This window comes from Leisingera thetidis (assembly GCF_025857195.1).
GTDB lineage: Bacteria > Pseudomonadota > Alphaproteobacteria > Rhodobacterales > Rhodobacteraceae > Leisingera > Leisingera thetidis.
The window spans coordinates 111612-124874 of sequence record NZ_CP109788.1 but is presented as its reverse complement, the minus strand read 5'-3'; the positions used below and the strand labels follow the sequence as shown (position 1 = coordinate 124874).

Sequence of the window (13263 nt, the reverse complement as noted above, 5' to 3'; positions counted from 1 at the left end):
CTTGCGGCATTTGCGGGCGTCTGCGGCGGCGGATTGGCCGTCTGCTCCTTTGCCTCTGACAACGTGAACGCACCCAGTGGAGTAATCCCTATGGCTTCAACCACGGCAGAATCTTTTGACGGCGCTTGGATTGTTCAGAAGGTCAAGGACGTTGACCTGGAGAAATTCGAGGACCTGCGGTTTGATTTCGCGGACGGCACTCTCTATGGCTCCAGCCCCTGCAGGAGTTTCACAACAAATTTCGGACCGGACACCCAGAACCTGATGTTCACGCCATTCGAGATCGGCGGCGGGCTGTGCGACGAAGAGACAATGATCGCAGAACGCGATTTTATGCAGCAGCTGGGCTTGGTCAACCGGATGGAACTTCAAGACGACGGGCTGCTGGTCATGTATAATTTTGACCAGCCGCTGTTATGGGCCGAGCCGCTGGCTGAGTGAGACCGCATGGCGTGGCTGCCTGAATTGTGCGCCCGCGCATTGCTGCCCGGACCGGATGAGGGATTCATATTGCGGACCCAGCCGGTCTGCTGAAACGGGCGGAAGAGCTTTTGCAAACCGCGGTCCGGACCTGTCTGGCGTTTCCAATCCTTTCGGGCACTCCGCTCCGGCAGGCCGGCCAGGGCCAGAGTATTGCCTCATACCCCCGCCGGCATGGCCACACGCCCTCCTGTCATGGCAGCTAACTGAAAGCACATGAACGCAAGGGAGGCTCAGGTGATCGAAACCTTCAATCAGATCCAATCCGCTCTCAGGGAAACACCGCACCTGCTGCGCCTTGGGCGCTTGTTTTCCGAGACTGTCCTGATCGAAACCGGCGGCAATGAGGTCTATCTGACTTTTGAGAAAGGACAGCTTGTATCCGTCGCCGAAGGACCGAGCCGCAAGACCCCATGGCGCTTTGCCCTGCGCACCGATGCAGAAGCGCTTGAAGAATTCTGGCAAGCCCGCCCGGCGCCCGGATTCCACGACATCTTCGGCCTGGTGAAGATCGGCCGCGGACGGATCGACGGGGACATTCTCAGCCTTGTCAAGAACCTGCGGTTCTTCAAGGAAGTCATGGCATTGGGGCGCAAATCAGAGGAGCTGGCCGCATGAGCATCGAACCGATCACCGGATGCTATCTGACCATCACCGCCGGAGGTGCCCGCCGCCGCATTTATGTTGAAGAGGCCGGCCAGGGCCGCCCCGTCATCTGCCTGCACACCGCCGGTGCCGATAGCCGCCAATGGCGCCACCTGATGAACGACACCGCGATCACAGCATCGAACCGCCTGATCGCCTTTGACATGCCGTGGCATGGCAAATCGCTTCCGCCCGAGGGGTTCGAGACCCAGGAATACCTGCTGACGACCGAAGCCTACATCGAGACCATCCTGGCGGTGATCGAGGGGCTCGGGCTGGACCGTCCGGTGCTCGCGGGCTGCTCCATGGGCGGCCGGATTGCTCTGCAGCTTGCAGCCCTGCATCCGGAAAAATTCAGCGGCTTCATTGCCATCGAGGCCTCGGATTTCCAGTCGGCCTGGTATGACATCGACTGGTTCCACCGCCCCGACGCTCATGGCGGCGAAATGGGGGCGGCGCTGGTTTCTGCCAATATCTCTCCCTTCGCCCCTGAAACGGAGCGCTGGAACACCCTTTGGATGTTCATGCAAAGCGGCCCCGGCGTGTTCCGCGGCGATCTCAGCTTTTACACCAGGGACGACAGCCTGGTTGCGCGCCTGCCGTCGATCGATACGTCCCGGACCCCGGTGCATATCATCGCCGGGGCCTATGACCTGACCTGCACGCCGGAAGATGCCGAACGGACCGCAAAAGCAATCCCCGGCGCAACGCTGGCGGTGATGGATGAGCTGGGACATTTCCCGATGAGCGAGCACCCCGAAGGTTTCCGTCCGTTCTTCATCGAAGCGCTGGACAAGATGCCGTCCGCCGCGGCTGCGGCCGCCTGACAGTTCGGCAGCCGCGCCGGGCACACCAGAGCCAACACGGAAGACCATCATGACCACCCCTTGCATCATCTGCGTGGCGATCACCGGCAGCCTGCCGACCAAAGCCAGCAACCCCGCCGTTCCCGTCACCGTGACGGAGCAGGTGGAATCCACCCATGAAGCCTTTGAGGCAGGCGCCGCAATCGTTCACGCCCATGTCCGCAACGACGATGAAACCCCGTCCTCGGATCCTGAGAAATTCGCGGCCCTGAAGGACGGCATCGCGAAGCACTGCCCGGGTATGATCATCCAGTTCTCGACCGGCGGCCGTTCAGGTGCCGGCAGAACCCGCGGCGGCATGCTGCCGCTGCGGCCCGACATGGCGTCGCTCTCGGTCGGCTCCAACAATTTCCCAACCCGCGTCTACGAAAACCCGCCCGAACTTGTCGACTGGCTGGCCTCCGAAATGCTGACCCACGGCATCAAGCCAGAGATCGAGGCCTTTGACCTCAGCCATATTCTGAAAGCGCACGAGATGGCGGCCAGGGGCCAGCTGGCAAACACGCCCTACATCCAGTTCGTCATGGGGGTGAAGAACGCGATGCCTGCCGACCGGGATGTTTTCGGCTACTACGTCCACACCGTCCGCCGCCTGTTCGGCCCCGATGCGCCATGGTGCGCCGCCGGAATCGGCGCCAACCAGACCGTGCTGAACGAATGGGCCATCGCCGCTGGCGGCCATGCCCGCACGGGACTTGAGGACAACGTGCGCCTGGACCGCAGCACGCTCGCGCCCAGCAATGCCGCGCTGGTCCGCCGCACCGCGGAGATCTGCGGAAAGCACAACCGCCGGGTGGCAACCTGGCAGGAGGCCCGGCACCTGCTCGGGCTCCGTCCGCCTGAAAACATGCCCCAAAAGATCCCAGCGGCATGAAAACGGCCCGCCGTCCGGCGGCCGTGGCAGCCGGCGGGATGCTGTCTGACGGGGGCACCGACTGCCACCGGAAGCCTTGGTCATTGCGCCGTTTCCAGCCATTGACTGGCACGCGGAGCAATCCGATGGCCGCCGCCGGTTGTGACAAGTTTGCGCCCTATCAGCGCAGACCGCGTCCGGTCCGCCAAGGCGGAAACGCGCCCTGGCGCATCACCCATGGAACACTGCGCAAATCTCTTTGCCGGCTGCTCTCAAACCCCCAGATAACGGTCGGCCATTTCCGGCGGCAGCTCCCCGATACACCCTGTCCAGACGTTGCAGCCCTTGTTGAGGATCACCGCGCGGTCAGCGATGGCGGCCAATTCCTTCAGCGACTTGTCGACCACCAGAATGGCCAGCCCCGCCTCCCGCTTGAGCCGACCGATCGCGGCCCAGATCTCCTGCCGCACCACCGGCGCCAGGCCTTCGGTCGCCTCGTCCAGGATCAGCAGCCGCGGATTGGTCATCAGGGCGCGGCCGATGGTCAGCATCTGCTGTTCGCCGCCCGAGAGCGACCCCGCCGCCTGGGTCCGCCGTTCTTCGAGCCGCGGAAACAGCTCTGCCACCCGTCGCATGTCCCAGGGTCCGGGGCGCGCGGCGGCGGTCAGGTTTTCCTCCACCGTCAGCGGCGCAAAGCAGCGCCGCCCTTCGGGCACCAGTCCGACCCCCAGCCGGGCAATCTTGTAGGACGGCAGCTGGCGCAGGTCGTGGCCGTCAAACCGCAGATCGCCCTTGGAGGCCGCCAGCATCCCGCAAATCGTCTTGATGGTGGTGGATTTGCCCATGCCGTTGCGGCCCATCAGCGCCACCACCTCGCCTTCGCCGATCTCCAGATCGACCCCGAACAGCGCCTGCGCCGGGCCGTATGAGGCCTCAACCCCTTGCAATGTCAGCAGGCTCATGCGGCGTCCTCCTCTCCCAGATAGGCGCGGCGCACCTCGGCGTTGGCGCGGATGTCGTCCGCGGTGCCGGTGGCGATGATCTGGCCGTAGACCAGCACGCTGATCCGGTCCGCCAGCGCAAACACCGCGTCCATGTCGTGTTCCACCAGCAGGATCGGCGCCTCTTGCCGCAGCCCGTCGAGGAACCCGGTCAGCGCCTTGGACCCTGCGGACCCAAGCCCCGCCATCGGCTCATCCATCAGGAACAGCTTCGGCTTCAGCGTCAGCGCCACCGCCACTTCCAGCTGGCGGCGCTGGCCGTGCGACAGGTCGGCGGTGCGGCGGTTTGCGTCCCCGGTCAGCCCGACCCGCTCCAGCGCGTCGCGTGCCGGTTCCAGCAAGCCGGGATCCTTCATCACATTGCGGAAAAACCGGAACGGGCCGCCCCTGCCCCCAAGCGTGCCCAGCACCGCGTTCTGCAGGACGGTGTAGTCCATCGCCAGCGCCGAGATCTGGAACGTCCGCCCCAGCCCCATCCGCGCCCGCGCCACGGTATCCAGCGCCGTCACATCGCGCCCCAGCAACTCAACCGCGCCGCTATCGGGCGCCAGATTGCCCGCGATCTGCTTGATCAGGGTGGATTTTCCCGCGCCGTTGGGACCGATCAGCGCGTGGATTTCACCCGGCCGCAGATCCAGCGAGACATCGCGGCTGGCCTGCAGCGCGCCAAAGCTCTTGTTGAGTTTTTTGGTTTTCAGAACCACGTCAGCCATGCGCCTTCTCCCGTCCTGCCAGCGCCCCGATCAGCCCGCCACGGGCAAACAGCACGATCAGCAGCAGAAGCACCCCAAGGAAGATCTGCCAGTAATCGCTGATCCCGCCCAGAAGATGCTCCAGCAGGATATAGAGCGCCGCCCCCGCCACCGGGCCATAGAGCCGCCCCACCCCGCCGAGGATCACAAAGATCATGATCTCGCCGCTGGTGTGCCAGCTGAGCATGGTCGGGCTGACAAACCGGTTCAGGTCGGCAAACAGCGCGCCAGCCAGCCCGGTAATCGCGCCGGAAATGACAAAGGCCGTCAGCCTCAGGGTAAATGGTGTAAGGCCCACCGCCTCCACCCGGTCCGGGTTCTGCCGTGCCGCCGCCAGCGCCAGCCCGAAGGGCGAACGCGCCAGCCGTGCGGCGAAAAACAGCGCCAGGCACAGGATCACATAGGCAATCGCAAAGAACTGGATCGGGTCCAGCGTGTTGAGACCCGGGAATTCATTGCGCACCCAGATCGACAGCCCGTCCTCGCCGCCATAGGCGCTCCAGCTGATCGCGAAGTAATAGAGCATCTGCCCGAAGGCCAAGGTGATCATGATGAAATAGACACCGGAGGTGCGCAAGGACAACGCCCCGATCACCAGCGCGGCACAGGCGCTGAGGACAACCGCCACCAGCCAGATCAGCGGCATCTGGTTGCTGCCCTCGAACAGGAAGGGCCAGTCGAACAGCGGCTCGTAATTCTGGGCATGGGCGGCAAGAATGCCCATGGCATAGCCGCCGATCCCGAAAAACGCCGCGTGGCCGAGGCTGATCAGCCCGCCCAGACCCAGAGCGATATTCAGTCCAACACCCGCCAGCGCCAGGATCGCAGCCTTGGTGGCCAGCGTGATGATGAAGGGCTCATCCAGTGACCAGGCCGCCAGCGGCACCAGCAGAAGCGCGGCAATCACCGCCCGGTTGAGCAGGGTTTCGCGGGTCAGCATCATGCGCTCCCTCCGTAAAGGCCCGAGGGGCGCACCAGCAGGATTGCCGCCATCAGAATATAGATCAGCATCGACGCCAGCGACGCCCCCGCAGAGGCCGCGCTGGCCGGGTCCATGACCATGGCAAACAGCTGCGGCAGGAAGACGCCGCCCAGCGTGTCGGTCATCCCCACCAGCAGGGCACCGGCCAAAGCGCCCTTGATCGAGCCGATGCCGCCTATCACAATCACCACAAAGGCGAGGATCAGCACCGGCTCGCCCATGCCGACCTGCACCGACTGGATCGCGCCAACCAGCGCCCCCGCCAGCCCGGCCAGCGCCGCGCCGAGGGCAAAGACCAGCGTGTAGAGCTTGGAGATATCGACGCCAAGCGCGGCAATCATCTCGCGGTCGGCCTCGCCGGCGCGGATCTGGATGCCGATCCGCGTCTTGGCGATCAGCAGGAACAGCCCCGCCGCAATCGCCAGACCGATCAGGATGATGGTCAGCCGGTACAAGGGATATTCAATCCCGCCCGGCAGGGTGACCGGCCCGGACAGATAGGCCGGCACATCCAGAAACAGCGGGAAGGAGCCGAACAGCCAGCGGGTGCCCTCGGAGAAGATCAGGATCAGCGCAAAGGTCGCCAGCACCTGGTCCAGATGATCGCGCCGGTAGAGGCGGCGGATCACCACCAGCTCCATCAGCGCGCCGGCAGCGGCGGCGGCGGCAAGGCTTGCCGCCAGCGCCAGCAGGAAGGAGCCGGTCCAGCCCGCCACCGCGGCGGCGGCAAAGGCGCCCACCATATAAAGCGAGCCATGGGCGAGGTTGATCAGCCCCATCACCCCGAACACCAGCGTCAGCCCGGCTGCCATCAGAAACAGCATCACCCCGAGCTGGAGCCCATTCAGGATTTGCTCCAGAACTAGAATATAAGTCATTTTCGGATTTCCGCGGGGGAAGATTGGCCGCTTGCGGAGACGCCGGCAAGACGTCTCCGCTCAGAGGCTCAGGTCACATCTTGCACTCGCCGCCATAGGCGTCGGCGTGGTCTTTCAGGCCGGTGGCGATGATCTTGTTGGTATAGACATCGCCTTCCTTGATCACTTCGCGGACATAAATGTCCTGGATCGGATGGTGATTGTCCCCGAACTTGAAGGAACCGCGCACGGAGTCGAACTCCGCCGCCTTCAGCGCCGCGCGGAAGGCGTCCTGGTCGGAAGCCTCGGCCTTGTCCAATGCGCTCAGGATCAGGTTGGCGGTGTCATAGCCCTGGCTGGCATAGAGCGAGGGCAGGCGGCCGTATTTCTCCTGGAAGGCGGCGACAAAGGCGGCGTTGGCCGCATTGTCGATATCCTTGTTCCACTGCGAGGTGTTCTTGACCCCCAGCGCGGCATCGCCCACCGCCTGCAGAATGCCCTGGTCAAAGGAGAACGCCGGACCCACCACCGGCAGATCCACACCGCTGCCTGCGTACTGCTTGAGGAAGGAGATCCCCATGCCGCCGGGCAGGAAGAAATAGACGGAGTCCGCACCGGACGCCCGGATCTGGGCGATTTCCGCGGCATAATCGGTCTGCCCCAGCTTGGTGTAGATCTCACCGGCCAGCGCGCCGCCGTACATCCGCTTGTAGCCCGTCAGCGCGTCCTTGCCCGCCGGATAGTTCGGCGCCAGGATGAAGCTGTTCTTCAGGCCCGCCTCATTGGCATAGGCGCCGGCGGCCTCGTGCAGGTTGTCGTTCTGCCAGGCGACGTTGAAATAGTTCTGGTGGCAGCGCTTGCCGGCCAGTGCCGAGGGGCCTGCGTTGGGCGAAAGGTAAAACACGCCCTGTGCGGTGGCGGCAGGCACCACTGCCATCGCCAGGTTCGACCAGATGATGCCGGTCATGATGTCGACCTTCTCGGACTGGATCATCCGGTCGGCGATCTGCACCGCCACGTCGGGCTTGCGCTGATCGTCCTCGATCACCACCTCGACGCCGTCGCGGCCATCCTGTTCGATGGCCAGCATGAAGCCGTCGCGCACATCGACGCCCAGACCGGCGCCGCCACCGGACAGGGTGGTGATCATGCCAATCTTTGTCTCCGCTTGCGCCGCCGCTGCCAGCGCCGGGATTGCGGCCGCCATGGCGAGCATTCGAATGGTCTTCATAACGTTGTGTCCTCCCAGAGTATTCCCTGGCCCGCGGCCGGGGTTTTCGATCAAATGCTTGCGACTGTAACGCGGCGGCGGCAGAAGCCAAGGCCGGCGGCAGCCCGCATCTTCCCGGCCGGTCTTGCGCCGGTCCTTGTGCTGAGCCTACGCAGGCTTGGATAGATATTTCAAGATTAAAATATATAGGGCAACATTATTGCCCTATCAGTCCGCGGCCGTTCCGCAAACCGCATCCGAGGCGGCGAGGGGCCTGCCCCTCGCCCTCCCCGGAGTATCTGCAAAAAGATGAAGCAGGACCGTTCCGGGACGCATCCACGGCCAGGTGGCAGGACACTCAGCGCGGTCCGAAATATCCTGACAAATGATCGATCAGCGCCCGGATCCGAGCGGTCAGATGGCGGCTGGGCGGGTAGACCGCATACAGCGTGATCGGATCGGTTTCCTGTTTCTCAAAAAGCACTTGCAGCCTGCCGTCCCGCAGAAACGGCACTGCCGTATAGTACGGGCAGCGGGCAATGCCGAGGCCGCCGGCCGCCATATGCGCCACGGCCCGGGGTGAATTGGCGCGGAAGCTGCCGCCGACGGTGACCGTTCTTTGCGCGCTGCCGCGCCCGAAGGACCAGGCATCCGGCTGCGGCGAGGTCATTTGCAACAGGCAGTTGCGGCTCGCCAGCGCTTCCGGCCCGGCGGGTTCACCCTGCGCTGCCAGATAGTCCGGCGACGCCACAACCACCAGCCGCATGGCGCAGAGCTTGCGGGCGACCAGCGTCGAATCCTTCAGCGCGCCAAAGCGGACCGCCAGGTCCACGCCCTCCTCCAGAATCGGCAGATGGCGGTCGGACAGTACCAGTTCCACGGACACCTTCGGGTGCGCCTGCTGAAAGGGCTGCAGCGCCTCCACCAGCTCGCGACTGCCAAACCCGGTAGGAGCGGTGATGCGGATGGGGCCTGCCAGGTCGTGCTGGCGCTGCTGCACCACGTCCTCCAGTTCGTCGAATTGATCCAAGAGCGGCAGGCAGCGGTCCAAATAGGCCCGGCCGGTATCGGTCAGCGTCACCTTGCGGGTGGTCCTGTTCAGCAGCTGCGCGCCAATCTGCGCCTCCAGCCGGGCAACATATTTGCTGGCCAGCTTGGTGCTGATCCCGATCTGCCGGGCGCCGGCGGTAAAGGAGCTTTGCCCCGCAACGGCGGCAAAGGTGCGCATGCAGTCCAGCTTATCCATCGCAGGGTCTCCGGCGGTCCAGTTTATGAACCTTTTGTACACAATCATTCCACAGGAAGGAATATTATCTCCAACTGGTGAAGGGCGTATCTTCCGGATGTCTTCAAAACCCCATGGCTCATGCCACAGAAAAGGACCCCAGCATGCCGCATCCGATCCGCATCCACAGTTTCCCCCTGTCCGGCCACGCCCACCGGGTGGAACTGTTCGCCAGCCTCGCAGGGATTGCCCATGAGGTGATCAACGTCGACCTCGCCGCCGGAGAGCACAAGCAGCCCGCCTTCCTGGCGCTGAACCCCGCAGGTCAGGTGCCGGTGCTCGAGGACGGCGGCACCGTCATCACCGACTCCAACGCCATCCTGGTCTATCTTGCCCGCAAATACGCCCCCTCCTGGCTGCCGTCCGATCCGGTCCTGGAAGCCGAAGTGCAGAAGTTCCTGACCCTGGCCGCGGGCGAGATCGCCTTCGGACCGGCGGCGGCACGGCTGATCACTGTCTTCAACGCGCCGCTGGACGCGGAATTCTGCGCTGCCGTCGCAGCCCGTGCGCTCGGCAGGATCGACAGCCACATGCAGGGCCGCAAATTCCTGGTCGGCGACGCCCCGACCATCGCCGATGCGGCGGTGTACTCCTACATTGCGCACGCGCCGGAGGGCGGCATCTCGCTGCAACCTTACCCGAATGTGCGCGGCCTGCTGGCCAATACCGAAAGGTTGCATGGCTTCAAACCGATGCCCGCCACCAAGGCCGGCCTGGCGGCGTGATCCCGTCGCCACCCCTGCGCGGCGGCCGATCCGGCCGCCGCTGATCCAAAAACAGATCCCAGGAGATTTCCATGCGCCCGCTTGATGCAGACAGCCCCTCCCCCTTTCATGAGGGCGAGCAGGAATTGCAGCGCCGCGCAGGCAAACGCGGCAGGATGGAGGCTTTTGGGCGCCGCGCCATCCGCCCGTTCATGCCGGATCAGCACCGGGAGTTTTTTGCACAGTTGCCGTTTCTGGCCGCCGGCGCCGTGGACCCCGGCGGCTGGCCCTGGGCCAGCCTGCTGAGCGGCCCGCCCGGTTTTGCCTGCGCGCCGGATTCGCAGCATCTGCGGGTGGCCCTGAGCGGCCAGGCACAGGATCCCGTCCGCACCGCCATCCGCAAGGGCGCGGCACTGGGGCTTCTGGGAATCGAACTTCACAGCCGCCGCCGCAACCGGCTGAACGGGCGGGTGGTTTCCGTGGCGGACGACGGGTTCACCCTGAGGGTAGATCAGTCCTTCGGCAACTGCCCCCAGTTTATCCAGGAACGGGACCTGACCGCTGCCGGGCCGCGATCCCGGACCGCCGCGCCGATGGCCTTTTCGCGGCTGCCGGAGGCTCACCGCACGCTGATAGCCCGCGCCGATACTTTCTTTGTCGCCAGCCACATCCCGGCCGCCGGCCATCCGGAGCGCGAGGGTGTGGACGTCTCCCACAGGGGCGGGCGGCCCGGATTTGTCAGAGTTGCAGGCAACACCCTGACCATCCCCGATTTTCCGGGCAACAGCCATTTCAACACGCTGGGGAATTTCCTGCTGAACCCGCGCGCGGGGCTGACCTTTGCCGACTTCGAAACCGGCAGCCTTCTGCTGCTGACCGGCACCGTGGACCTGCTGGAGGAGGGGCACCCCGATATCACGTCTTTCCAAGGCGCGGTGCGCGGCTGGCGGTTCACACTGCATAAGGGCCTGTGGCTGCAAGCCGCCCTGCCCTGGCGCACCGGGCCCGGCAGGTTTGCACCGCAAACCCTGCGCACGGGCACCTGGCAGGAGGCGGAGTCGCGCGCCAAGGCGTCCAGCCGGTAGCCAGCCTGCGGATCTGCCCTGCAAGATTTTTCTGGACAAGACTGTCCAGGATCGCCGATGAATTGGACAGCATTGTCCAAAAGGCGGATTCGGGGAGGCTCCCCGCCCGGCGGCGTCAGACAGGGAGCAAGCCCATGAAGTCGCACTATCGTGCCGTTGTCATCGGGGGCGGCGTTGTCGGCGCCTCTGTCCTTTACCACCTGGCCAAACTCGGCTGGACCGACGTTTGCCTGATCGAGCGTTCGGTGCTGACCGCCGGCTCCAGCTGGCACGCGGCGGGCGGCTTTCATGCGCTGAACGCCGATCCCAACATCGCCTCGCTGCAGGCCTATACCATCGATCTGTTGTCCGAGATCGAACAGGAATCCGGCCAGTCCGTCGGAATGCACATGACCGGCGGCATGACGCTGGCAGGCACCCCCGACCGCTGGGAATGGCTGCAATCGGCCTACCGCACCTTCCAGTCGATCGGCATCGACGACTGCCGTCTGATCACCCCGCAGGAGGCTGGGGAGCTGTGCCCGATCATGTCCACCAAGGGCATCCTCGGCGGTATGTGGGCCGACCGCGAGGGCTATGTCGACACCACCGGCACCGTCCATGCCTATGCCGGAGCCGCCAAGAAACGCGGTGCGGAAGTCATTGAAAACAATCGGGTGCTGGAACTGCATCAGCTCGCGGACGGCTGGCAGGTCGTGACTGAGAAGGGCACCATCCACGCCGAGCATGTGGTCAATGCCGCGGGCCTCTGGGCCAAGCAGGTGGGCCGCATGGCAGGGGTCGAGCTGCCGGTCTCGCCGCTCAATCACCACTACCTGATCTCCGACACCACCCCCGAGCTGGAACAGCTCGATTTCGAAGTGCCGATGACCGTAGACTTGGAGGGTTTCACCTATATGCGCCAGGACCAGAAGGGCATCCTTCTTGGTATCTACGAGATTAACCACCAGCACTGGATGATGGACGGCGCGCCCTGGGAATACGGGTTCGAGCTGCAGCAGCAAGACCCCGACCGTATCGAGAAGGAGCTGACCCTCGGCTTCGAACGCTACCCGGCCCTGCAGCACACAGGTGTGAAAACCTGGGTCAACGGCGCCTTCACCTTTGCCCCCGACGGCAACCCGCTGGTCGGCCCGGTGCGCGGCAAGCCCGGCTACTGGTGCGCCTGCGGCGTGATGGCGGGCTTCCTGCAGGGCGGCGGCGTCGGCAAATCGCTGGCGGAATGGATGATCCACGGCGAGCCGGAGGCGGATGTCTTCGGCATGGATGTCGCCCGCTTCGGCGATTACGCGCAGAACAAGCGCTTCATCAAGGAAACCACCGGCCAGTTCTACACTCGCCGCTTCGTGATGACCTACCCGAACGAGCAGCTGCCCGCAGGCCGCCCGCTGAAAAAGGCGCCCGCCTATTCGGACATGACCCGTGCGGGCTGCCGCTGGGGCGCCACTTATGGGCTGGAAGTGCCGCTCTATTTCGCGCCCTCCGAGGAGTTCACCGAAACCCCCACCCTGAAACGCTCCAACGCCTTTGAGATCGTCGCGGACGAATGCAAGGCGGTGCGCAAGGCCGTGGGCCTGCTCGACATCTCAGGCTTCTCCCGGTTCGAAATCTCCGGCCCCGGCGCCGAAACCTGGCTCAACCGCCTCATGGCCTCGAAACTCCCCGCTCCGGGCCGCGCGCGGCTGGCGCCGATGCTGTCGCGCGAGGGCCGCCTCAAGGGCGACCTCACCGTCTTCAACTGGGGGGACGGCAGCTGGTGGATCATGGGCAGCTACTACCTGCGCGAATGGCACATGCGCTGGTTCCAGGATCACATGGATGAGGGCGTGGACGTGCGCGACCTGTCCGATGCCGTCACCGGCTTCAGCCTCTCCGGCCCGAACAGCTGCAAGGTGCTGGAAAAGCTGACGGACGACCCCATTGCAGACCTCCCGTTCATGGGCTGCGGCACCTTCGACATCGGCATGCTGCGCCTCAAGGCGGGCCGCCTCTCGGTCGCGGGTGAGCTGGGCTATGAACTCCATTGCTCCGCCGCCGAGCACATCACTTTGCGCGACACCCTGCTGGAGGCAGGGGCCGATCTGGGGTTGCGCGAATACGGCTTCAACGCGCTCCTCAGCCTGCGGCTGGAGAAAAGCTTTGGCATCTGGAGCGCGGAATTCACCCAAGGCTACACTGCCGCCCAAACCGGCATGGACCGCTGGATCGACTGGGACAAGGACTTCATCGGACGCGCAGCGGCGCTGACAGAACGCGATGCAGGCGGCCCGGCGCAGATCGTGGTGCCGCTGGAGGTCGAGGCAACGGACGCCGACGCCAGCGGCTATGAGCCGGTCTGGCGGGGAGACAAACGCGTCGGCTTTGTCACCTCCGGCGGCTATGGCCACACGCTGGGCAAATCGCTGGCGATGGCGATGGTGGACCGCGAGGCCGCGGCTGAAGGCACGAAACTGACCGTGCATATCGTCGGCCAGCAACGCGCCGCCCGGGTGATTGCCCCCTCGCCCTATGACCCCTCCGGCACGGCGATGAAAGGCTGAGGC

The 13263-nt window shown here is 64.8% G+C and carries 13 protein-coding genes; 7 read left to right on the top strand and 6 right to left on the bottom strand.

Annotation, left to right across the window (positions count from 1 at the left end):
• Positions 1-90 precede the first annotated feature (90 nt).
• The 4 genes from OKQ63_RS21660 to OKQ63_RS21645 all read left to right on the top strand — a co-directional run bounded on the left by OKQ63_RS21660 (position 91) and on the right by OKQ63_RS21645 (position 2865).
• Positions 91-441, top strand: a complete 351-nt coding sequence (locus tag OKQ63_RS21660; protein WP_264214213.1) for an META domain-containing protein — start codon at positions 91-93, stop codon at positions 439-441.
• A gap of 255 nt (positions 442-696) precedes the next feature.
• Positions 697-1098 (top strand): hypothetical protein, encoded by a 402-nt coding sequence (locus OKQ63_RS21655; RefSeq protein WP_264214212.1) that lies wholly within the window; start codon positions 697-699, stop codon positions 1096-1098.
• Positions 1095-1952: an alpha/beta fold hydrolase gene (locus OKQ63_RS21650; protein ID WP_264214211.1), complete on the top strand. Its 858-nt coding sequence runs from the start codon at positions 1095-1097 to the stop codon at positions 1950-1952. Before OKQ63_RS21655 ends, OKQ63_RS21650 begins: the two co-directional genes overlap by 4 nt.
• A 49-nt stretch (positions 1953-2001) precedes the next feature.
• Positions 2002-2865, top strand: a complete 864-nt coding sequence (locus OKQ63_RS21645) for a 3-oxoadipate:acetyl-CoA acetyltransferase (protein WP_264214210.1) — start codon at positions 2002-2004, stop codon at positions 2863-2865.
• A 251-nt stretch (positions 2866-3116) separates the two neighbouring features.
• On the opposite strand, the gene OKQ63_RS21640 is transcribed toward OKQ63_RS21645, so the two are convergent.
• The 6 genes from OKQ63_RS21640 to OKQ63_RS21615 form a co-directional block, all read right to left on the bottom strand.
• On the bottom strand, positions 3117-3806 hold the full coding sequence (locus OKQ63_RS21640; protein WP_264214209.1) for an ABC transporter ATP-binding protein: 690 nt from the start codon (positions 3804-3806) through the stop codon (positions 3117-3119).
• Entirely contained in the window at positions 3803-4558 is a 756-nt protein-coding gene (locus OKQ63_RS21635) for an ABC transporter ATP-binding protein (protein WP_264214208.1), read from the bottom strand. Before OKQ63_RS21635 ends, OKQ63_RS21640 begins: the two co-directional genes overlap by 4 nt.
• On the bottom strand, positions 4551-5540 hold the full coding sequence (locus OKQ63_RS21630) for a branched-chain amino acid ABC transporter permease (protein WP_434086070.1): 990 nt from the start codon (positions 5538-5540) through the stop codon (positions 4551-4553). Before OKQ63_RS21630 ends, OKQ63_RS21635 begins: the two co-directional genes overlap by 8 nt.
• Positions 5537-6457, bottom strand: coding sequence for a branched-chain amino acid ABC transporter permease (locus tag OKQ63_RS21625; protein ID WP_264214207.1), 921 nt, complete (start codon positions 6455-6457; stop codon positions 5537-5539). Before OKQ63_RS21625 ends, OKQ63_RS21630 begins: the two co-directional genes overlap by 4 nt.
• A 73-nt stretch (positions 6458-6530) precedes the next feature.
• Positions 6531-7667, bottom strand: coding sequence for an ABC transporter substrate-binding protein (locus tag OKQ63_RS21620; RefSeq protein ID WP_264214206.1), 1137 nt, complete (start codon positions 7665-7667; stop codon positions 6531-6533).
• 337 nt (positions 7668-8004) lie between these two features.
• On the bottom strand, positions 8005-8892 hold the full coding sequence (locus OKQ63_RS21615) for a LysR family transcriptional regulator (RefSeq protein ID WP_264214205.1): 888 nt from the start codon (positions 8890-8892) through the stop codon (positions 8005-8007).
• A gap of 143 nt (positions 8893-9035) precedes the next feature.
• Between OKQ63_RS21615 and OKQ63_RS21610 the strand changes: the two genes are divergently transcribed.
• From OKQ63_RS21610 to OKQ63_RS21600, 3 genes are all read left to right on the top strand, one after another.
• Positions 9036-9656, top strand: coding sequence for a glutathione S-transferase family protein (locus OKQ63_RS21610; RefSeq protein ID WP_264214204.1), 621 nt, complete (start codon positions 9036-9038; stop codon positions 9654-9656).
• Between the two features lie 71 nt (positions 9657-9727).
• Positions 9728-10720, top strand: coding sequence for a pyridoxamine 5'-phosphate oxidase family protein (locus OKQ63_RS21605; protein ID WP_264214203.1), 993 nt, complete (start codon positions 9728-9730; stop codon positions 10718-10720).
• A gap of 134 nt (positions 10721-10854) precedes the next feature.
• A complete protein-coding gene (locus OKQ63_RS21600; protein WP_264214202.1) occupies positions 10855-13260 on the top strand; it encodes a GcvT family protein in 2406 nt (801 codons plus the stop codon).
• Positions 13261-13263: the final 3 nt, after the last annotated feature.

What these genes read in the sequence shown, in the direction of transcription:
- OKQ63_RS21615 (WP_264214205.1), bottom strand. Translation starts at nt 8,892, where the DNA reads ATGGATAAGCTGGACTGCATGCGCACCTTTGCCGCCGTTGCGGGGCAA.
- OKQ63_RS21655 (WP_264214212.1), top strand. Translation starts at nt 697, where the DNA reads ATGAACGCAAGGGAGGCTCAGGTGATCGAAACCTTCAATCAGATCCAA.
- OKQ63_RS21635 (WP_264214208.1), bottom strand. Translation starts at nt 4,558, where the DNA reads ATGGCTGACGTGGTTCTGAAAACCAAAAAACTCAACAAGAGCTTTGGC.
- OKQ63_RS21620 (WP_264214206.1), bottom strand. Translation starts at nt 7,667, where the DNA reads ATGAAGACCATTCGAATGCTCGCCATGGCGGCCGCAATCCCGGCGCTG.
- OKQ63_RS21610 (WP_264214204.1), top strand. Translation starts at nt 9,036, where the DNA reads ATGCCGCATCCGATCCGCATCCACAGTTTCCCCCTGTCCGGCCACGCC.
- OKQ63_RS21630 (WP_434086070.1), bottom strand. Translation starts at nt 5,540, where the DNA reads ATGATGCTGACCCGCGAAACCCTGCTCAACCGGGCGGTGATTGCCGCG.
- OKQ63_RS21660 (WP_264214213.1), top strand. Translation starts at nt 91, where the DNA reads ATGGCTTCAACCACGGCAGAATCTTTTGACGGCGCTTGGATTGTTCAG.
- OKQ63_RS21650 (WP_264214211.1), top strand. Translation starts at nt 1,095, where the DNA reads ATGAGCATCGAACCGATCACCGGATGCTATCTGACCATCACCGCCGGA.
- OKQ63_RS21600 (WP_264214202.1), top strand. Translation starts at nt 10,855, where the DNA reads ATGAAGTCGCACTATCGTGCCGTTGTCATCGGGGGCGGCGTTGTCGGC.
- OKQ63_RS21625 (WP_264214207.1), bottom strand. Translation starts at nt 6,457, where the DNA reads ATGACTTATATTCTAGTTCTGGAGCAAATCCTGAATGGGCTCCAGCTC.
- OKQ63_RS21605 (WP_264214203.1), top strand. Translation starts at nt 9,728, where the DNA reads ATGCGCCCGCTTGATGCAGACAGCCCCTCCCCCTTTCATGAGGGCGAG.
- OKQ63_RS21640 (WP_264214209.1), bottom strand. Translation starts at nt 3,806, where the DNA reads ATGAGCCTGCTGACATTGCAAGGGGTTGAGGCCTCATACGGCCCGGCG.
- OKQ63_RS21645 (WP_264214210.1), top strand. Translation starts at nt 2,002, where the DNA reads ATGACCACCCCTTGCATCATCTGCGTGGCGATCACCGGCAGCCTGCCG.